Source organism: Clavibacter capsici, from assembly GCF_001280205.1.
GTDB lineage: Bacteria > Actinomycetota > Actinomycetes > Actinomycetales > Microbacteriaceae > Clavibacter > Clavibacter capsici.
Genome location: NZ_CP012573.1, coordinates 941,750 through 960,329 on the forward strand (window position 1 = coordinate 941,750; position 18,580 = coordinate 960,329).

Annotated in this window: 18 protein-coding genes and 1 pseudogene; 10 read left to right on the forward strand and 9 right to left on the reverse strand. The window is 73.0% G+C overall.

Annotation, left to right across the window (positions count from 1 at the left end; genetic code table 11):
- Positions 1–36: 36 nt before the first annotated feature.
- Together AES38_RS04540 and AES38_RS04545 are read left to right on the forward strand one after the other, a co-directional pair.
- A complete protein-coding gene (locus AES38_RS04540) occupies positions 37–819 on the forward strand; it encodes a biotin--[acetyl-CoA-carboxylase] ligase (protein ID WP_053773975.1) in 783 nt (260 codons plus the stop codon).
- 3 nt (positions 820–822) lie between these two features.
- Positions 823–1,605 carry a PH domain-containing protein gene (locus tag AES38_RS04545; RefSeq protein WP_053773976.1) on the forward strand — a complete coding sequence of 261 codons (783 nt, stop codon included), beginning with the start codon at positions 823–825 and terminating at the stop codon, positions 1,603–1,605.
- A 55-nt stretch (positions 1,606–1,660) separates the two neighbouring features.
- Here the strand turns inward: AES38_RS04545 and AES38_RS04550 are convergent, their stop codons facing one another.
- Entirely contained in the window at positions 1,661–2,167 is a 507-nt protein-coding gene (locus tag AES38_RS04550; protein ID WP_053773977.1) for a GtrA family protein, read from the reverse strand.
- 138 nt (positions 2,168–2,305) lie between these two features.
- Here AES38_RS04550 and AES38_RS04555 point away from each other — a divergent pair.
- From AES38_RS04555 to AES38_RS04565, 3 genes and pseudogenes are all read left to right on the forward strand, one after another.
- A pseudogene (locus tag AES38_RS04555) lies at positions 2,306–3,432 on the forward strand (5-(carboxyamino)imidazole ribonucleotide synthase).
- Positions 3,433–3,491: 59 nt separating this feature from the next.
- On the forward strand, positions 3,492–4,016 hold the full coding sequence (gene purE, locus AES38_RS04560) for a 5-(carboxyamino)imidazole ribonucleotide mutase (protein WP_053773978.1): 525 nt from the start codon (positions 3,492–3,494) through the stop codon (positions 4,014–4,016).
- A gap of 47 nt (positions 4,017–4,063) precedes the next feature.
- The gene (locus tag AES38_RS04565; RefSeq protein ID WP_242430825.1) at positions 4,064–5,362 is read left to right on the forward strand and encodes an LCP family protein; all 1,299 of its coding nucleotides are present in this window, start codon (positions 4,064–4,066) and stop codon (positions 5,360–5,362) included.
- A 15-nt stretch (positions 5,363–5,377) separates the two neighbouring features.
- Here the strand turns inward: AES38_RS04565 and AES38_RS04570 are convergent, their stop codons facing one another.
- The 5 genes from AES38_RS04570 to rfbB form a co-directional block, all read right to left on the reverse strand.
- On the reverse strand, positions 5,378–6,517 hold the full coding sequence (locus AES38_RS04570) for a glycosyltransferase family 4 protein (protein WP_081001837.1): 1,140 nt from the start codon (positions 6,515–6,517) through the stop codon (positions 5,378–5,380).
- A 91-nt stretch (positions 6,518–6,608) separates the two neighbouring features.
- Entirely contained in the window at positions 6,609–7,355 is a 747-nt protein-coding gene (locus AES38_RS04575; protein ID WP_053773981.1) for an ABC transporter ATP-binding protein, read from the reverse strand.
- A complete protein-coding gene (locus tag AES38_RS04580) occupies positions 7,339–8,208 on the reverse strand; it encodes an ABC transporter permease (protein WP_080754849.1) in 870 nt (289 codons plus the stop codon). Before AES38_RS04580 ends, AES38_RS04575 begins: the two co-directional genes overlap by 17 nt.
- 94 nt (positions 8,209–8,302) lie before the next feature.
- Positions 8,303–9,157: a dTDP-4-dehydrorhamnose reductase gene (gene rfbD, locus AES38_RS04585; RefSeq protein ID WP_053773982.1), complete on the reverse strand. Its 855-nt coding sequence runs from the start codon at positions 9,155–9,157 to the stop codon at positions 8,303–8,305.
- Positions 9,154–10,143: a dTDP-glucose 4,6-dehydratase gene (gene rfbB, locus AES38_RS04590; RefSeq protein ID WP_053773983.1), complete on the reverse strand. Its 990-nt coding sequence runs from the start codon at positions 10,141–10,143 to the stop codon at positions 9,154–9,156. Before rfbB ends, rfbD begins: the two co-directional genes overlap by 4 nt.
- Before the next feature lie 171 nt (positions 10,144–10,314).
- Between rfbB and AES38_RS04595 the strand changes: the two genes are divergently transcribed.
- The 3 genes from AES38_RS04595 to rfbA are packed head-to-tail and all read left to right on the forward strand — an operon-like array spanning position 10,315 to position 12,265.
- Positions 10,315–10,767, forward strand: coding sequence for a GtrA family protein (locus AES38_RS04595; protein WP_053773984.1), 453 nt, complete (start codon positions 10,315–10,317; stop codon positions 10,765–10,767).
- A 25-nt stretch (positions 10,768–10,792) separates the two neighbouring features.
- Positions 10,793–11,398 (forward strand): dTDP-4-dehydrorhamnose 3,5-epimerase family protein, encoded by a 606-nt coding sequence (locus AES38_RS04600; protein WP_053773985.1) that lies wholly within the window; start codon positions 10,793–10,795, stop codon positions 11,396–11,398.
- A 3-nt stretch (positions 11,399–11,401) separates the two neighbouring features.
- The gene (gene rfbA / locus AES38_RS04605; protein ID WP_053773986.1) at positions 11,402–12,265 is read left to right on the forward strand and encodes a glucose-1-phosphate thymidylyltransferase RfbA; all 864 of its coding nucleotides are present in this window, start codon (positions 11,402–11,404) and stop codon (positions 12,263–12,265) included.
- A 28-nt stretch (positions 12,266–12,293) separates the two neighbouring features.
- On the opposite strand, the gene AES38_RS04610 is transcribed toward rfbA, so the two are convergent.
- From AES38_RS04610 to AES38_RS04620, 3 genes are read right to left on the reverse strand one after another with little or no spacing between them, the layout of a single operon-like run.
- The gene (locus AES38_RS04610) at positions 12,294–13,271 is read right to left on the reverse strand and encodes an NAD-dependent epimerase/dehydratase family protein (RefSeq protein WP_053773987.1); all 978 of its coding nucleotides are present in this window, start codon (positions 13,269–13,271) and stop codon (positions 12,294–12,296) included.
- On the reverse strand, positions 13,268–14,299 hold the full coding sequence (locus tag AES38_RS04615; protein WP_081001838.1) for a glycosyltransferase: 1,032 nt from the start codon (positions 14,297–14,299) through the stop codon (positions 13,268–13,270). The genes AES38_RS04610 and AES38_RS04615 overlap by 4 nt, the downstream gene beginning before the upstream one ends.
- Positions 14,296–15,333 (reverse strand): glycosyltransferase family 2 protein, encoded by a 1,038-nt coding sequence (locus AES38_RS04620; RefSeq protein ID WP_503328054.1) that lies wholly within the window; start codon positions 15,331–15,333, stop codon positions 14,296–14,298. Before AES38_RS04620 ends, AES38_RS04615 begins: the two co-directional genes overlap by 4 nt.
- Positions 15,334–15,424: 91 nt before the next feature.
- Between AES38_RS04620 and AES38_RS04625 the strand changes: the two genes are divergently transcribed.
- Together AES38_RS04625 and AES38_RS04630 are read left to right on the forward strand one after the other, a co-directional pair.
- Entirely contained in the window at positions 15,425–17,623 is a 2,199-nt protein-coding gene (locus tag AES38_RS04625) for a glycosyltransferase family protein (protein ID WP_053773989.1), read from the forward strand.
- Positions 17,620–18,576 carry a glycosyltransferase gene (locus AES38_RS04630; protein ID WP_053773990.1) on the forward strand — a complete coding sequence of 319 codons (957 nt, stop codon included), beginning with the start codon at positions 17,620–17,622 and terminating at the stop codon, positions 18,574–18,576. Before AES38_RS04625 ends, AES38_RS04630 begins: the two co-directional genes overlap by 4 nt.
- The last annotated feature ends 4 nt before the right edge of the window (positions 18,577–18,580 follow it).

The window sequence follows — 18,580 nt, forward strand, 5'->3', positions numbered from 1 at the left end:
GCGGTGTCCTCCTGGTCGGCTGGGTACGGTGACGGCATGGACCTCCCGCTCAGCCGCCGCGTCGCCCCCCGCCTCGTCGCCCTGGAGACGGTCGGCTCGACCAACGACGAGCTGGCCCGGCGGGCGTCCGCGGATCCCGCCGGCTGGCCCGACGGATCGGCCGTCGTGACCCTCGACCAGACGGCGGGGCGCGGGCGCCGCGGACGCACGTGGGTCGCGCCGCCGGGCCGGACGCTCGCGGTGAGCGTGCTCTGCGCGACGGGCCGCGCGGACCTCGACCCGGGCTGGCTGCCGCTCGTCGCCGGGCTCGCGCTGGTCGCCACCCTGCGCGACGTCGTCCCCGCGCCCGCCGAGGTCACGCTGAAGTGGCCGAACGACGTGCACGTGGACGGCCGGAAGGTCTCGGGGATCCTCGGCGAGCTCGTCGCGCCCGGCCTGCTCCTCGTGGGCACGGGCCTCAACCTCACGCTCGAGGAGGCGGAGCTGCCCACGGCCACCTCGACCTCCCTCCGGCTCGCGGGCGTGGCCGAGCCGGACGTCGACGCGATCCTCGCCGCCTACCTCACGGCGTTCCGCGCCCGCTACCGGGCGTGGGTCGACGCGGACGGCGACGCGCGCGCGGCCGGCCTCGTCGAGGAGCTCGCGCGCACGTGCGCCACGATCGGCAGGGACGTCCGGGTCGAGCTCCCGGGCGGCGGCGAGCTGCTCGGGCGCGCGACCGGGGTCGACGACGACGGCCGGCTCACCGTGGAGTCGCCCGGGGATCCGGCCATCACGTCTGTCGCCGCCGGGGACGTGACGCATCTGCGGTATCAATGAGGCATGGCGCACACGGGTGACACGCAGCGGTACGCACCCGGCGAGGGCGGCAGGGCCCTGCCCGTCCGCGGCGGCCGCCGAGCCCGTCGCAAGGCGGAGAGGGCCGAGCGCGAGCGCCTGGCCGAGGACGAGGCGGCGCGCCTGGCCGACGAGCGCGACGTCGATCCGCGCCTCGGCCGTCCGGCGGCCCCGCCCGCCGCGCCGCCGCAGCAGATCTCGGCCGCCGAGCCCGAGCGCGTCCTCGTGCGCCTCCGCCCGCACGGCCGGGCTCTCACGCTGCCGGTGCTCCTGCTCATCGCGATCTGCCTGGCCGCCGGCTACCTCGGCGGCTGGTTCCCGGAGCCGTGGGAGAACGCGCTCCTGCTCGTCGCGCTCGCGGGCGTCGCGGTCTTCGTCACCGTCCTGCCCGTGCTCGTGTGGCTCAACCGCCGCTACACGGTGACGACCCGGCGGCTCATCGTCTCGCACGGGTTCTTCGTGCGCACCCGCCAGGAGCTGCTGCACTCGCGCGGCTACGACGTCACCCTCCGCCGCGGGCCGCTGCAGCACCTGCACCGGAGCGGCCACGTCACCATCAACGCGGGGCTCGAGTCGCCCGTCGTGCTCCGCGACGTGCCGTCGGCGGTGCTCGTGGTGCAGGCGCTGCAGGACCTCATGGAGGAGAACGCGAACATGGTCGCCGAGCGCCGCCGTCAGGAGGAGTCGCGGCGCGGCCGGCCCGGGGATCCCACGTGGCGGCAGGCCGACGCGTGGCCCGACGACACGCAGCCCTGGCAGCGCGGCTGACGCGGCGGACGGCTGACGCGCTGCGCGGCGGCACGGCGCCCGCCCGTGGCGGCCCTCAGGCGACGGGGACGCGCTCCGCGTCCGCCGCGCGCGGGGACGACGCCGGGAGCGCCGCGTGGCGCCGGGCGGGGGAGTAGACCCACTGGCGGTACAGCACGAAGCGCACCGCGGATCCGAGCCCGAGGCCGATGACGTTGGCGGACACGTTGTCGGCGAGCGGCGACGTGAGGCCCAGCACGTAGTGCGAGACGTAGAGGCACGCGAGGCCGATGGCCATGCCCAGCAGGCTGACGACGAGGAACTCGAGCGCCTCGCGGCCGCGGCGCGTGGTGCGCTGGTCGCCGAAGGTCCAGTAGCGGTTGCCGACCCAGTTGACCGCGATGGCGACCACCGTGGACGCGACCTTCGCGAGCAGCGGGCCGGCGTCGAGGGCGTCCGGGTGCAGCACGGTGGCGCGCAGGAGGTTGAAGACCGCGAGGTCCACCGCGAAGCCGAGGCCGCCGACGAGCCCGAACCGCGCGATCTGCACGCCGAGCGAGGCGAGCGAGCGGCGTGGGGACATGGGCGGGGTCCGTCCGGGATGCGGGAGGATGGCGGGTGGCGCGACGGACCACGATACCGGCTGCATCCCCCGCACCGGTCGCCGGTCGTCCCGCCGCCCGCAGGCGCCTGCGGGCCCACGCACCTGGAGGAGGACACCATGACGCCCACCGTCGGAGTCGTCGGAGGCGGCCAGCTCGCCCGGATGATGATCGCGCCCGCCGTGGAGCTCGGCATCGGGATCCGCGTGCTCGCCGAGGCGGACGGCATGTCCGCCGGCCTCGCCGCGACCGCCGTCGGCGACTACCGCGACCTCGACGTCGTGCGCGCGTTCGCCCGCGACGTCGACGTGATCACGTTCGACCACGAGCACGTCCCGCAGCACGTCCTGCGCGCGCTCGTCGCCGAGGGCGTCGCCGTGCACCCGGGGCCGGACGCCCTGCTGGTCGCCCAGGACAAGCTCCTCATGCGCGAGCGGCTCGAGGCCCTCGGCGTGCCCGTCCCGGTCTGGGCCCGCGTCCCCGACCGGGACGCGCTCGCCGCGTTCCTGGCCGAGAACGGCGGCGTCGCGGTCGTGAAGACGCCGCGCGGCGGCTACGACGGCAAGGGCGTGCGCGTCGTGCGCTCGGCCGACGAGGCCGACGACTGGTTCCAGGCGCTGGGCACGGGCGACGCGCTGCTGGCGGAGGAGCTCGTCGACTACGCGCGCGAGCTCGCGCAGTCGGTCGCGCGCCGGCCGTCGGGCGAGATCGCCGCGTGGCCCGTCGTCGAGTCGATCCAGCGCGACGGCGTGTGCGCCGAGGTCATCGCGCCCGCGCACGGCGCGAGCCCCGGCTGCGCGAGGCGGCGGAGGGGATGGCGCGCGGGATCGCCGAGGGGCTCGGCGTCACGGGCGTGCTCGCCGTCGAGCTGTTCGAGACCGTCGACGGGCGCCTGCTCGTCAACGAGCTCGCCATGCGCCCCCACAACACCGGCCACTGGTCGATGGACGGCGCGGTCACGGGCCAGTTCGAGCAGCACCTGCGGGCCGTGCTCGACCTGCCGCTCGGATCCACCCGGCCGCTCGCCCCGTGGTCCGTCATGATCAACGTGCTGGGGGGACCGGAGACGGGCACCGTCGCCGACCGCTACCCGCGGGCTCTGGCCGACCAGCCGGACGCCCGCTTCCACTTCTACGGCAAGGACCCGCGCCCCGGCCGCAAGGTCGGGCACGTGACCGTGGTGGGCGACGACCTCGACGAGACGGCGTACCGGGCGCGCGCCGCCGCGGCCTTCTTCCGCGGCTGAGCGGCGGGCCCGCCCGCGGCTGCGTGGCGCGGGCGGGCACCCGGCGAGCGGCACCTAGCATGGAGCCCGTGAATCCCGACACCCCTGCACTCGTCGGCCTCGTCATGGGCTCCGACTCCGACTGGAACGTGATGGAGAAGGCGTCCCTCGCGCTCGACGCCCTCGGCATCGCCCACGAGGTCGAGGTGCTCTCCGCGCACCGCACGCCCGAGCGCATGATCGCCTACGGGCAGACCGCACGGGACCGGGGGATCCGCGTCATCGTCGCCGGGGCCGGCGGCGCAGCGCACCTGCCGGGCATGCTCGCGTCCGTCACGACCCTGCCCGTCATCGGCGTGCCCGTGCCGCTGGCGACCCTCGACGGCATGGACTCCCTGCTCTCGATCGTCCAGATGCCCGCGGGCGTCCCCGTCGCCACGGTCTCCATCGGCGGCGCCGAGAACGCGGGGCTCCTCGCCGCGCGGATCCTCTCCACCTCCGACGACCGCATCGCCGACGCCCTCGCGCGCCACCGCGCCGAGCTGGCCGAGCTCGTCGAGCGGAAGAACGCCGCGCTCCAGCAGAAGGTCTCGTCGAGCGAGTGAGCCTGACGCAGCCCATCCGGCACCCGGACAGCCGGTCGCCGCGCATCATGACCACCAGGGCCTGGTGGCTCGTCGTGCTGAACGTCCTCATCCCGGGATCCGCCCAGGTCCTCGCGGGGAACCGCCGCCTCGGCCGCGTGGGCCTCGCCTCCACGCTCGTCGTCTGGGGCCTCGCCGTCGTGGGCGGCGGCCTCGCGCTCTTCGCCCGCGGCGCGCTGCTCCAGGTGGTGTCGCAGGACTGGCTGCTCGTGCTGCTGCAGGTGCTGCTCGCCGCCTACGCCGTGCTCTGGGTGGTGCTCGCGCTGGACACGCTGCGGCTCGCGCGGATCATCCGCGTGGCGCCCCGCGCCCGCCCCGTCATCGCGGCGCTGTCGGTGCTGCTCATGGTCGGCACCGCCGGATCCGCGGGCTACGCCGCCTACATCGTCGGCGTCGGCCGCGGCGCCCTCGGCGGGATCTTCGGCGACTACGCGACCGAGGCCCCCGTCGACGGCCGGTACAACATCATGCTGCTCGGCGGCGACGCGGGCAGCGACCGGGCGGGCCTGCGCCCCGACAGCATCACCGTCGTGAGCGTCGACGCCGAGACGGGCCACGCCACCATGGTCGGGCTCCCGCGGGACATGGAGAAGGTGCCGTTCTCGGACGGCTCGCCGTTGACGGCGCGCTACCCCAACGGCTACCAGCGCTGCGACGTGGACGCCTGCATGCTCAACTCCATCTACACCGAGGTCGAGGTCTACAAGCAGGACCTCTACCCCGACGCGAAGGAGAAGGGCAGCCTCCCGGGCATCGAGGCGATGCGCGAGGCGGTGCAGGGCGTCACCGGGCTCACGATCCAGTACTACGCGCTCATCGACATGCAGGGCTTCTCCGAGATGGTGGACGCGCTCGGCGGCATCGACATCGACGTGAAGCGCCGCATCGGCATGGGCTCGGGCCACGACGACAAGTTCCGGCCGGTGCCGATCCCCGAGTGGATCGAGCCCGGACAGCAGAAGCTCGACGGCTACCACGCGCTCTGGTACGCGAGATCCCGCTACCAGACCACCGACTACGACCGCATGTCGCGCCAGCGCGAGGTGCAGCAGGCGGTGCTGAAGCAGTTCGACCCGGCGAACGTGCTCACCAAGTTCGACGCGATCGCGGCGGCCGGCCAGCAGGTCGTCAAGACCGACATCCCGCGCGGCATGCTCGGCTACTTCACGCAGCTCGCGCTGAAGACCAAGGACCAGCCCATCGACGACCTGGAGATCGTGCCGCCGCGGTTCGACTCGCAGAAGCCGGACTTCCCGGCGATCCGGCAGGCCATCCAGCAGCAGTTCGCGAACGGCTCCGCCGGCTGATCCCGGGGATGCGCCCTAGAGGTCGGCGTGCAGCTGCCAGACCTTCTCGGCCGAGTCGCGCCAGCTGAACGCGCGGGCGCGGTCCTGGCCGACGACCGCGAGGCGCTCGCGCGCAGCCGTGTCGGACAGCAGGCCGCCGATGGCCTCGGCGAGGCGCAGCGGGTAGCCGTCGGGATCCTCGCGGGGCACGACGACGCCCGCGTCCGCCGCGACCTCGAGGAGGGCGGGCGCGTCCGAGTGGACGACGGGCGTGCCGAAGGACAGCGCCTCGACCACCGGCAGGCCGAAGCCCTCCGAGAGGCTGGGGTGCACGAAGACCGTGGCGCGGTCGAGCGCGACGGCCAGGTCGGGGTCCGACAGGGATCCGAGGCTGCGCACGCGCGACGGGTCGACGCCCGCCTCGTCCGCGACCTGGGCGAGCTCGACGTCGCCCCACGTGGCGGGGCCGACGACGAGCAGCGGCAGGTCGCCGGTCTCCGGCCGCACGAGCGCCTGCACGAGGGCCTGGACGCCCTTGCGCGGCTCGAGGCTGCCGACGGTGAGCAGGTAGTCGGCGGGCAGGTCGAGCTCGGCGGCGCGGGCGGCGGGATCCGCGGGCAGGGCGATGCGCGGGCTGACGGCCCCGCCGATCACCCGCACGCGGTCGCCGAGGTCGACGTAGCGGGCCAGCTCCTCGGCCAGCGCGTGGGACGGCACGACGACGGCGTCGGCGTGCTTGCGCGCGCGCTTCGCCATGGCCTTGGCCCAGGAGACGGACGCGCTCGTCATGCTCTCCGGGTGCGTCCACGCGTTGACGTCGTGGATCGTGGCCACGATCTGGTCGTTCGTGTTCACGCGGTCGTGGCGGCGCAGCGGCGCGAGGAGGCCGGGCGCGTGGACCATGCCCGTGGTGCCGGGCGTCGGCAGGCCGAGCTGCCACGCGCGCGACAGCTCGCGGCGGGGGAGCGGGACGCGCGTGATCCGGGCGAGGCCGGGCAGCCGCGCCTCGAGGTCGGCGGTCTGCTCGGGCGTGATCGCGGAGACGACGCCCTCGACCTCGCACCCGCTGGGGGTGGTGGCGACGATGGCGCTCGTCAGGTCCTCGGCGTAGCGGCCGATGCCACCGGGGGTGGGCCCGGTCAGCTGGTCGATGATCACGCGCAGCGTGGTGGTCACGGTCCTCCATCGCGCGGGTGTCGGGTCGGCCCGCGGGAGGACCATCGTACCGGCGCCCGCCCCGGGGACACGGGAGGAGCGCCGGGCGCGGTCAGCCCTGGCGCATCCGCTCGACGGCGTCCTTGGACGGGCCGTCGAAGGCGACCTTGCCGGACTGGATCAGGATCCCGCGCTCGCAGAGGTCCGAGACCATGTCGAGGTCGTGGCTGACGACGACGAGCGTCTTGCCCGCGTCGTGCAGCTCGCGGATCTTGGCGAGGCACTTGCGCTGGAACGGCTCGTCGCCCACGGAGAGGATCTCGTCCACCAGCAGGATGTCGACCTCCGTGTGGATGGCGACCGAGAACGCCAGCCGCAGGAACATGCCCGAGGAGTAGTGCTTGACCTCGGTGTCGATGAACTTCTCGATCTCGCTGAACTCGACGATCTGGTCGAAGCGCGCGTCGATCTCGTGCTGCTCCATGCCGAGGATCGCGGCGTTGAGGTAGATGTTCTCGCGGCCCGAGAGGTCGGGGTGGAAGCCCGCGCCCACCTCGATGAGGCCGGCGATGCGGCCGCGCGCGAGCACCTCGCCGCTGTCGGGCTGGTAGACGCCCGAGATGAGCTTCAGCAGCGTGGACTTGCCGGACCCGTTGAAGCCCATGAGCGCCACGGACTCGCCGGGGCGGACGGAGAAGCTCACGTCCTCCAGCGCGTCGAAGGTCGACGCGAGCGGCTTCCGGCGGACCGCCGCGATGACCGTCTCCTTGATGGAGTGCGTGTGGCGGAGGAGGAAGGACTTCCGCACGTTCTCGACGATGATGCGCGGCAGCGCGTCCGACTCAGAGGTCCTGGGCAAAGCGCCCCTCCAGCTTCTTGAAGACGAGCTGCCCGAGCAGGAGGCTCAGGAGCGAGACGCCGAGGGCGATGAACCCGTACATCCAGAGGTTCTCGGGCAGGTCGCCCGTGCCGCCGGTGGTCGGGTACCAGAAGCCGGCGTGGAAGAGCTCGACGGCGGCGGTGACCGGGTTCAGCTGGTAGATCACGAGCAGCCAGTCGGGCAGCACGCCGCGCACCTGCGCGAAGGGGTAGAGCACGGGAGAGGCCCACACGACCACCATGACGATGAGCTCGACGAAGTTCTGCGAGTCGCGGAACGACACGTTGGCGGCGCCGAAGAGCATCCCGAGGCCGATGGCGAGCGTGCCGATGATGGCGATGCCGAGCAGGATGCCGAGCACCTGCACGGGCGTCGGCGCCCAGCCGACGAAGAGGCAGACCACGAGGAGGATCACGAGCTGGGGCAGGAAGTTCACGAGCGCGACGAACGTGCTCGACACCGGGAACAGCTCCCGTGGCAGGTAGATCTTCTTGATCAGCGCCCCGTTGTCCACGAGCGACTTGGTCGAGTTCGAGAACGCCTCGGTGTAGAAGTTGATGAGGATGATCCCCGAGAACAGGTAGATCGGGTAGTTCACCTGGTTCTGGTTGAGCCGCAGGAAGACGCCCATCGCGACGAAGAAGACCGCGAACTGCGCGGCCGGCTTCACGTACGACCAGAGCCAGCCGAGGACGGATCCGCGGTACCTGACCTGCACCTCCTTCTTGACGAGGAGGGAGAGGAGGTAGCGGCGGCGGTACACGTCCAGGAGCCCCGCGCCCGTGCCGGGCCTCGAGAACTCCCTCGACTGGGAACTCGTCATGCTCGACACGTGATGGTCCCCTTCGGACTGCGTGGGGCTCGCGCGGGGCGCGGAGCGGGATCGGCTCGGGTGTCCGGGATCGGACCGGACACGAGTGTAACCGTCAGCGCGCCCGGAGGACGCCGTGCCCGGCGGCGTCGGACAGCGCCTCGCGCCAGTCGCGCAGCGGCGGGAGACCGACGCGGGCCCAGGCGTCGTGCCCGAGGACGGAGTAGGCGGGGCGCGGGGCCGGCCGCACGAAGGACGCGCTGTCCGTGGGCAGCACGCGCTCGGGATCCAGGCCCGCCTCCGCGAAGACGGCGCGCGCGAGGCCGTGCCAGGTCGTCTCGCCGGAGCCCGTGCCGTGGAACACGCCCGCGGGCGCGCCGGCGTCGACCAGCTCGACGAGGCGGGCCGCGAGGTCGACCGTCCAGGTGGGCTGGCCGCGCTGGTCGTCCACCACCGACACCGTCTCGTGCGAGGCCGCGAGCCGCAGCATCGTGGATGGGAAGGAGGGCCCGCCCGCGCCGTACAGCCAGGCCGTGCGCATGACGCTCGCGCCGGTCGGGTGGCCCTCGAGCACGAGCCGCTCGCCCTCGGCCTTGGTGCGGCCGTAGGCGGAGACGGGCGCGTGGGGCGCGTCCTCCGGGTAGGGGGAGGTGGCGGATCCGTCGAAGACGTAGTCGGTGGACACGTGCACGATGCGGGCACCCGCCTCGGCGGCGGCGCGCGCCAGCACGCCGGCACCGGTCGCGTTGACGGCCCGGGCCTCGTCCTCGTGCTCCTCGGCGGCGTCCACCGCGGTGTACGCGGCGAGGTTGACGACCACGTCGTGCCCGGCGACCGCCAGGCGGACGGCGTCCTCGTCGGTGATGTCGAGCTCGGCGCGCCGGGGCGCGGTCACCTCGTGCGCGGCGAGGGCGGGCAGGAGGTCCTGCCCGAGCATCCCGCCGCCGCCGGTGACGAGGACGCGGCTCACGCGGGCAGCTCGGCGCGCGTCTTCAGCGGCTCCCACCAGGAGCGGTTGTCGCGGTACCACTGCACGACGTCGGCGAGGCCCTCGGCGAACGGCACCTGCGGGGCGTAGCCGAGCTCGCGCTGGATCTTGGAGATGTCGACGGAGTAGCGGAGGTCGTGGCCCTTGCGGTCCTCGACGCGGTCGACGTACGACCAGTCGCGGCCGGTGGCGTCGAGCAGCAGCTGCGTGAGCTCGCGGTTCGTGAGCTCGGTGCCGCCGCCGATGTTGTAGATCTCGCCGGGCGCGCCCTGCACGAGCACGAGCGCGATGCCGCGGCAGTGGTCGTCGACGTGCAGCCAGTCGCGGATGTTGAGGCCCTCGCCGTACAGCGGCACGTGCTTGTCGTCGATGAGGTTCGTGACGAACAGCGGGATGACCTTCTCGGGGAAGTGGTACGGCCCGTAGTTGTTCGAGCAGCGCGTGATCGACACGTCCAGCCCGTGCGTGCGGTGGTACGAGCGGGCGAGCAGGTCGCTGCCCGCCTTCGACGCGGAGTAGGGGGAGTTGGGCTCGAGCGGACGCTCCTCATCCCACGAGCCCTCGGCGATGGATCCGTAGACCTCGTCGGTGGAGACGTGCACGAAGCGCTTCAGGTCGTGGCGGAGGGCCGCGTCGAGGAGCTTCTGCGTGCCGAGCACGTTGGTCTCGACGAAGATGCTCGCGTCGCGGACGGACCGGTCGACGTGGCTCTCGGCGGCGAAGTGCACGACCGCGTCGACCTGCGGGATCCACTCGTCGAGCACGGCGTCGTCGCGGATGTCGCCCTGGACGAACGTGTACCGCGGGGAGTCGCTGACGGGCGCGAGGTTCTCGAGGTTGCCCGAGTAGGTCAGCGCGTCGAGCACGACGACGTCGGCGCCCTCGAGGCCGGCGTAGTGGTCCTGGAGCGCGTGGCGCACGAAGTTGGAGCCGATGAAGCCGGCGCCGCCGGTCACGAGGATCCTCATGGGGGATACGTCCTGTCGTCGAGACGCCGGGCGGGTGGGCCGACGTCGGGGGAGGGTCCGCGATGATCGGGGACGGACCGCCTGCGAGTGTACCGGCGGAGCCGCCCGGGGCCATGTCCCCATGCGGGGGATGCGCGGACCAGGAGGGTCGCGAGAGGGCAGGATGCAGGCATGGCCGCCTCCCGCATCCGCGCGCTCCTCCGCGACGAGCGCGTGGCGTTCCTCCTCGTCGGCGGCTTCAACACCGCCTTCGCGTTCCTCCTGTTCGCCGGGCTCGCCGCCACCGCCGGACGCGCGCTCGACGACGCGGGCCAGCGGGTGCTCGGATCCCTGGTGCCGCTCGCCGGGAGCTACGCCGTCGCCGTGCTCGTGGCCTTCGTCCTGTACCGGCACCTCGTGTTCCGCGTCCGGGGGCACGTCCTGCGCGACCTGGCGCGCTTCGTCTCCGTGTACGCGGTGTCGATCACGCTGAACGCCGTCTCGCTGCCGCTGCTCGTGGCGGCCGGGGTGCCGCGCCTCGCGGCGCAGGCGATGATCGTGGTGGCGATCACGCTCATCAGCTACGTCGGGCACCGCTGGTTCTCGTTCCGTCGGCCGCGGGGAGAGGGCGGCCCGGGGCTCTGATCGGCCCGTTGCTAGACTCCGACCCGTGCAGATCCGCGAACTCGCCGTACCCGACGCGTACGAGATCACCCCCGTCCAGCGCACCGACGACCGGGGCGTGTTCCTCGAGTGGTACCGGTTCGACGAGCTCGAGCGGGTCGTGGGCCATCCCCTCGACCTCCGCCAGGCCAACATGAGCGTGTCGAAGCGCGGCGTCGTGCGCGGCGTCCACTTCGCCGACGTGCCCCGCGGGCAGGCCAAGCACGTGAAGGCCGTCTCCGGCGCCGTGCTCGACTTCATCGTCGACATCCGGGTCGGATCCCCGACCTTCGGCCAGTGGGACAGCGTCCGCCTCGACACCCGGACCCACAAGGCCGTCTACCTCTCCGAGGGCCTCGGCCACTGCTTCGTCGCGCTGACCGACGACGCGGCCGTCACCTACCTCGTGAGCGACGTCTACAACCCGTCGGCCGAGCACGGCATCAACCCCCTCGACGCCGAGGTCGGCCTCGTCTTCCCCGACGAGGCCGGCGAGCCGCTGCTCTCCCCGAAGGACCTCGAGGCCCCGACGCTCGCCGAGGCGGCGGCCGCCGGGCTCCTCCCCACCTGGTCGGACATGCGCGCCTTCCACGACTCGCAGAAGGTGAGCTGACCCATGAAGGGCATCATCCTGGCCGGCGGCTCCGGCACCCGGCTCTGGCCGATCACGAAGGGCATCAGCAAGCAGCTGATGCCCATCTACGACAAGCCGATGATCTACTACCCCCTGTCGACGCTGATGATGGCGGACATCCGCGAGGTGCTCATCATCACGACGCCCGAGTACAACCACCAGTTCCGGGCCCTGCTCGGCGACGGCTCGCACCTCGGCATGCGCATCGAGTACGCCGTGCAGCCCTCGCCCGACGGCCTCGCGCAGGCGTTCGTCATCGGCGAGGAGTTCATCGGCGACGACTCGGTCGCGCTCGTCCTCGGCGACAACATCTTCCACGGCGCCGGCCTCGGCACGAGCCTGCGGAGGAACACCGACATCGACGGCGCCCTCATCTTCGCGTACCACGTAGCGGATCCGACGGCCTACGGCGTCGTCGAGTTCGACGAGGACTTCACGGCCGTCTCCATCGAGGAGAAGCCCGCGCAGCCGAAGAGCGCCTACGCGGTGCCCGGCCTCTACTTCTTCGACAACGACGTGGTCGAGATCGCCAAGGGCATCCAGCCGAGCGAGCGCGGGGAGCTCGAGATCACGGCCGTCAACGACCACTACCTCCAGGCCGGGCGCCTGCGCGTGCAGGTGCTCGACCGCGGCACCGCGTGGCTCGACACGGGCACGTTCGAGAGCATGATGCAGGCCTCCGAGTACGTGAAGGTCATCGAGGACCGCCAGGGCTTCAAGATCGGCTGCATCGAGGAGATCGCGTACCGCGCCGGCTGGATCGACCGGGACGCCCTCGAGGAGCTCGCGCGTCCGCTCATCAAGAGCGGGTACGGCCGCTACCTCGTCACGCTGCTCGACGCGTAGCGTCCGGTCGGCCGGGCGGGCCCGCGCGTCACCGCGCGGTGAGCTCGCCCGACTGCATGCCGGAGATGAGCGCCTGCGCGGTGATGTGGATCCCCGCGGGCAGCGGCATCGTGTCGCGCTCGTCGAGGTCCGGCCAGACGACGCTCGCGAGCCGCAGGTCCACCGCCTGGTAACCCGCGAGGGGCGAGAGGCCGAGCATCACGTGCGGGCGCGACTTGCCGAGCGCCGTGAAGTGGCCGAGCAGGGCGCTGATGGTGACCGGCTGCCCGGACGCCAGGATCTTCACGACGTGCGTGTCCGCGGGCAGCGACAGCAGCCGCGCCATGGCGTCGCGGACGAGCCCGGCGCAGTCGTCGGCGAAGAGGTAGTCGCGCACGGTCTCGAGCGGCACGTAGATGGACGCCGGCGTGGGGGACAGGTTCGCGCGCGCGAGCTGCGTGATGAGGCCCTGCGGCTTGCCCACGGCCTGGCGCGGACCGTAGAGGTTCGCGATCCGCCCGACGAGCGTGCGGACGCCCGCGCGCTCGCCGAACGCGCGCACGAGGCCCTCGGCCCGCAGCTTGGCCTCGCCGTACGGCGCGAGGGGCCGCGGCGCGGATGCCTCCGTGAACGGCGGACGCGCGGCGCCCGCGTACACGCCGCCCGCCGACGACGAGTAGAACAGCGCGCCGCCCGGGGCGGGGGCGACCGAGGCGGCGGAGGCGATCTCGTCGAGCACGGCCGCGAGCTGCGCGAGCTCGTGCTCCAGCTGCGCCCGGGTGCTGCCCGTGACGGCCGCGCCCGCGCACCACATCACGGCCCACGACCCGGCGGCGCGCCCCTCTTCGAGGAGCCGCTCGGCGCCGGTGCGCGCGGCGCGGCGCATGACGGCGTCGTCCGGGGTCGACCAGGGGAGCGGATCGGCGGCCACGGGGGCCCAGCGCGGATCGGCCGTCAGCGCGTCGACGAGCGACGCGCCGAGGAGGCCCCGGGCGCCGATGACCCAGACGGGGACGGGCGCGGTCACACGTGCCCGCGCGGCGGCCGGCCGTGCGGTCCGTCGAGCGGGTCGCGCACGATCAGGTACGCGGGCCGGCCCTGCGCCATGCCGACCGCGACGCCGACGTACTCCGCGATGATCCCCAGCGAGAACAGGATGATGCCGCTCGACGCGAGGATCGTCACGATGGTCGACGCCCACCCCGAGGGGACCGAGTTGTCGGTGAGGCGGCTGACGACGATGACGATGACGAAGACGAACGCCACCACGAGGAAGAGCGCCCCGAGCACGCTCACGGCGCGGAGGCCGCGGGTGCCGCTCGAGAGCACCATGCGCCAGAAGTGCGAGAACAGGCGACGCGGCGAGTAGCCGGACTGCCGCTCGCCCTCGTCGCGGAGCGTGATGGGGCAGGTGGAGACGCGGTTCGCGACCCAGCCGAGCGCGATGTCGAGGTACACGCCGGATCCCGCGTAGGCGGCGACGCTCCGCCCGACCGAGCCGAGCAGCAGCCGGTAGCTCTGGAACTGCTCGGCGTCCTGGTCGGACGACATGGCGTTGAGGACGACCTTCGCGCCGCGCGAGGCGACGTTGCGGAGGAGCCCGTGCGAGGGCGTGTTCGTGGGCTTCGCGTAGACGACGGATGCGAGGTCGCGCATGGCGACGTCGAGCATGTCGGGGATGAAGCCGGGGTCGTGCTGCCCGTCCTCGTCGAGCGTGACGATCCAGTCGCCGCCGGAGGACGCCATGCCCGCGAGGGTCGCGGCGTGCTGGCCGAAGTTGCGGCTCAGCCAGATCGGCCGCACGAACGGGTGCAGGCGCTTGAGGTCGCGGATGACGCGGGGGGATCCGTCGCGGCCGTTGTCGAAGACCAGGAGGACCTCGGTGACGGCGTAGCTGTGGCCGTCGCGGGTGATCTGCGGCACCGTGAACGGCTGGATCTCCGCGAGCAGCGCCTCGAGCGTCAGCTCGCCCTGGTAGACGGGGATGACGACGGAGACGGAGTGGTCCGGCGGCATCGCGCCGTCGACCGCGTCCCCCGGCGGGAGGGCGCTCACGCGGCGTCCCCGGAGGACCGCGACATGCGCCGGCCGAGGTACAGGTACACGAGCCGACGGGACAGCGCCTTGGCGCGGGCCATCAGGTCGCCGAGCCGGACGTCGGCCCGGGACACGACGTGCGGGTGCTCCTCGAGCACCCAGTGGTGGAAGCCCGCCGCGGCGCTGGCCTGCTCGCCGGCGAGGCGCACGCTCCACTGCGAGTCGGAGATGCGGAAGCCGGCGAGGGCCTTCGGGCCGACGGACGCGAAGTCGCCGCGGAGCAGGACCTTGGCGTAGGTCGTCTCGTCGATGAGGTAGGGCCAGCGGGAGTCCCACCAGCCGACGGCTTCGAGGTCGGCCCGGCGCATGAGCACGCATCCCGGCTCGCCGAAGATGTTGGTGCCCGAGCGGATGGTGCGACGGACGGCCTGGGCGCCGGACAGGGCGATGCGGGCTCCGGATACGCCGTGGTCGCGCACGATCGGGCGGCTGTCCGCGTCCACGATGTCGCGGGGGGAGGCCACGAGCACGACGGAGGGCGACGCGTCGAGCTCGGCCACCTGCCGCTCGAGGATGGTCGGGTAGAGGAGGTCGTCGCCGCAGACCAGCTTGATCAGGTCGCCGCGCGCCTCTTGGCTCACGCGGTTCCAGTTGCGGAGGGCCCCGCCGCCCGCCTCGGTGCGCAGCAGGCGGACGCGCGGGTCGTCGGCGTAGCGCTGCATCACGTCCCAGGTGCCGTCGGTGGAGGAGTGGTCCGCGATCACGACCTCGAAGTCGGCGTACGTCTGCGCCAGCACGGAGTCGACCGTCTCGGCGAGGTAGTCGGCGTTGTTGTAGGCGGGGATGACGATCGAGACGCGTGGGGCCACGTGGCTCTCCTTCGGCGAGGCAGGAGGGGGCGCGCCCGGGTCGCTGCCCACCCGGTGCACGTCATCGTGCGACGTGCGACGGAGACCGTGGGCGACCGCGGTGCGCGTGCGGACGGGGGCCATCCTCTCACGGCGCCCGCGCGCGGTCGGGGAGGCGGCCGCCCGCAGCGGGTCCGTCCTCATGGGGCGTCGGGGAACCAGGCATTAGGGTGAGTCCCGCCCGAACGGCCCTGCCGGTCCCGGGCTGCACACGACGAACGGACATCTCCTCAACATGCGCAGCAAGCTCCTGTGGCCGACGGCCGCCGTCGCCGCCACGGTGGCGGGTGCGATCATCCCGATGCTCTTCTTCCGCCGGTACTACTTCGTGAACGACACGGAGGCGGGGGCGTTCGGCCAGTGGTGGGAGATCGGGGACCGGCTCCTCTCGGGGAACTGGTCGCTGCTCAACACGACCGTCTGGCAGTCCGGCAACTACCAGGCCGAGGGCGCCTGGGGCATCTACAGCCCGTTCATCTGGCTGATCGGGCTCGGATCCCACGTCCTGTTCGACGCCGCCCTGTACTCCACCATCGTGAAGCTCGCCTGCCTGGCGATCGGATCCGCGGGCTTCTTCGTCCTCGCCCGCAGCTACGGCATCCCCCGCGCCTGGTCCGCGGTCGTCGCCACGGCTGCGCCGCTGGCCGGCTTCACCCTCTACTACGACGCGCCGTCCTGGGTGAACGGCCTCATGGCCTGGTGCTGGTGGCCCCTCGCCGTGGGCCTCACCCGGCGGAGCGTGCTCCTCAACCGCACCCCCTACGGCGGGATCGCGGCCTCCCTCCTGCTCGTCGGCATCGGGTACGTGTCCACCACGCTCATGCTCGCGGCCGCCCTCGCGGCCATCCTGCTCGAGGCCGTGCTGCGGCGCGACCGCGGCGCGATCTGGCGGGCGCTCGCCGCATCGACCGTCGCCGGCCTCTTCACGATCGTCGTCCACCTCCCCGGGCTGCTCACCGCCTCGGCCTCCGGTCGCAACGAGGGCGTGGTGAACACGGGCTTCCTCGGCGTCGACCTCAGCGACCTCGCCATCTCCGGCATCCCCACCGGCGGTCCCTTCATGGAGACCTACGGGAGCCAGTTCCCGGGATCCCCGCTCACCTACATCTCCTGGCTCCTCCCGCTGGTCGTGCTCATCCGGCCCCGCGAGCTCGCCGGCCTCCTGCGCTCCCGTCCGAGCCTCGTCGTGATCGCCGTCGTGGCGCTCGTCGCCGTGAGCGCGCCCTCGCAGATCGGACCGCTGCGCTTCCCCGTCCGGGTCCTCCCGTTCGTGGCCGGCTCCGTCCTGCTGATCCTGGCGCTCGGGCTGTCCCGCGCACGACGCACCGTCGTCACGGGGCGCCACCTCGCGGCGGCCTTGCTCATCGTCGCCGCGACCGGCGGGCTGATGGCCCTGCAGGCGCCCCGCGAGTGGCGAGCCATCCTCGTCGGGATGCTCGTGTCGGCCGTCCTCGTGTCCGTCGCCATGGGCATCGCCGGGGCTCGCCTCGGCCGGGTCTCCTCCCTGCCCGGGCTGCGACGGATCGTGCGCCCGCGGGACGTCGGCGGCGTGACGCGCGGCCTGGCCGTCATGGCGGTCGCGGGCACGCTCCTGGCGCTCGTGCCGCAGCACGTCTTCTCGCCCGCGTCGCCGCTCAGCAGCTACTGGCTGCCGTCGGACGTGGTGGAGTACTCGACCCAGCTCCAGGCCTCGCGCGGCGACGTGCTGGTGGTGGGGTGGTCGGACGACGACTTCTACGACGAGTCGCTCGTCGGCAACTCCTGGTACATCACGGGGAAGCCCGTGCAGAACGCGTACTCCTCGGTCTACTACCCGGGCTACTCCAAGGCCGTCTGCATGCAGTACAACGGCTTCACCTGCGGTCAGCTCTACGAGCAGCTCTTCCAGCCGGTGAAGGGCTCGGACACCGGCACCGACCTCGTCGACCTGCTCGGCGTCAGCACGGTGCAGGTCGTCAAGGTCCAGCGCGGGCTCGATTCCTCGCGCGCCGTGCCGTCCGCGGACTGGAAGGTCGTCCCGGAGGGCTGGCACGTCGCCGAGGACACGCCGCACACGCGCCTCATCGTGCGCGACCAGCCGGTGGCGGGGGCGGGCGGCATCGCGTGGACGTCGGCGGGGACCTCCGCCACGGTCGTCCACGAGGATCCGATGGGCACCACGTTCCGGCTCGACCGGGTCCCGGCGGACGGCGGGCGCGTCGCGCTCTCGCTCATCCCCTGGCCGGGGTACCGGGTGGACGGGGGGACGCTCACGGACGAGCCCGTCGACGGGATGCTGCTCGGCGTCGACGTCTCCGCGGCTGACGTCGGCACGACCGTCACGGTCTCGTTCTGGAGCCCGGGATGGCAGGTCCAGCTGGCCTCCGGCATCCTCATGGTCGTCCTCATCGCGGGCTGGGCGCTGCTGCGCGCCCGTGCGCGGAGGCGCGCGTGATCGCCGCGCCGCGCGTCGTGGCCGTGGTGGTCGCCTGGAACCGCCGTGACCTCGTGGTCGAGACCCTGGCTGCGCTCCGGGCGCAGACCGTCCCGCTGCACGACGTCGTCGTCATCGACAACGCGTCCACGGACGACTCGGCGGAGGTGATCCGCGCCCGGTTCCCCGAGGTCGCCCTCACCTCGCTGCCGACCAACACCGGCGGTGCCGGTGGGTTCACCGCGGGCATCGAGCGCGCGCTCACCGTGCACGACGCCGAGCTCGTCTGGCTGATGGACGACGACACGGTCCCGGACCCGACGGCGCTCGAGGAGCTGCTGCGAGCCCGCGCCGCCGCGCCGCGCGGCACCGTCGTGCTCGCGTCCGCGGTCCGCTGGACGGACGGGCGCCCGCATCCCATGAACACGCCGCGCACGCGCCCGTCGGCCTCCCGCGCGAGCGTCGCCCGCGCCGCGCGCCACGGCTGCACCCCGGTGCGCACGGCGTCCTTCGTGTCGATGATGATCGAGGTCGACGCGATCCGCGCGCACGGCCTGCCGATGGCCGACTACTTCCTGTGGAACGACGACTTCGAGTACTCCGCGCGCCTGCTGCGCCGGGGTCGGGGCTACCTCGTGCACGGCAGCACCGTCGAGCACCGCACGCGCACGTTCGGCTCGACGGACGTGGATCCGGGCGCGCGCTTCGTCTTCGAGGTGCGCAACAAGATCTGGATGCTGCTGCGCTCGCGCGCCCTCTCCCCGGTGGAGCGCGTGCTCTATGCCGGCGCCGCCCTCCTGGGCTGGACGCGCACGCTGGCCCGGTCGGCCGACCGGCCGCTCCTCCTGCGCGGTCTGCGCGACGGGATCCGCGAGGGTCTCGGCGGCCGTCCGCGTCCCGCGCACGCGGTGCTCGACGGGCTCGACGGCATCACCGAGGGCGTCCGCCGGATCGACGCCGCCGCCGGCCGCTGACGCG

Excerpts from the sequence above, each read along its gene's own strand:
- AES38_RS04540 (WP_053773975.1), top strand. The coding sequence starts at position 37 with ATGGACCTCCCGCTCAGCCGCCGCGTCGCCCCCCGCCTCGTCGCCCTG.
- AES38_RS04545 (WP_053773976.1), top strand. The coding sequence starts at position 823 with ATGGCGCACACGGGTGACACGCAGCGGTACGCACCCGGCGAGGGCGGC.
- AES38_RS04550 (WP_053773977.1), bottom strand. The coding sequence starts at position 2,167 with ATGTCCCCACGCCGCTCGCTCGCCTCGCTCGGCGTGCAGATCGCGCGG.
- purE (WP_053773978.1), top strand. The coding sequence starts at position 3,492 with ATGGAGCCCGTGAATCCCGACACCCCTGCACTCGTCGGCCTCGTCATG.
- AES38_RS04565 (WP_242430825.1), top strand. The coding sequence starts at position 4,064 with ATGACCACCAGGGCCTGGTGGCTCGTCGTGCTGAACGTCCTCATCCCG.
- rfbB (WP_053773983.1), bottom strand. The coding sequence starts at position 10,143 with ATGAGGATCCTCGTGACCGGCGGCGCCGGCTTCATCGGCTCCAACTTC.
- AES38_RS04595 (WP_053773984.1), top strand. The coding sequence starts at position 10,315 with ATGGCCGCCTCCCGCATCCGCGCGCTCCTCCGCGACGAGCGCGTGGCG.
- rfbA (WP_053773986.1), top strand. The coding sequence starts at position 11,402 with ATGAAGGGCATCATCCTGGCCGGCGGCTCCGGCACCCGGCTCTGGCCG.
- AES38_RS04620 (WP_503328054.1), bottom strand. The coding sequence starts at position 15,333 with ATGAGGACGGACCCGCTGCGGGCGGCCGCCTCCCCGACCGCGCGCGGG.
- AES38_RS04625 (WP_053773989.1), top strand. The coding sequence starts at position 15,425 with ATGCGCAGCAAGCTCCTGTGGCCGACGGCCGCCGTCGCCGCCACGGTG.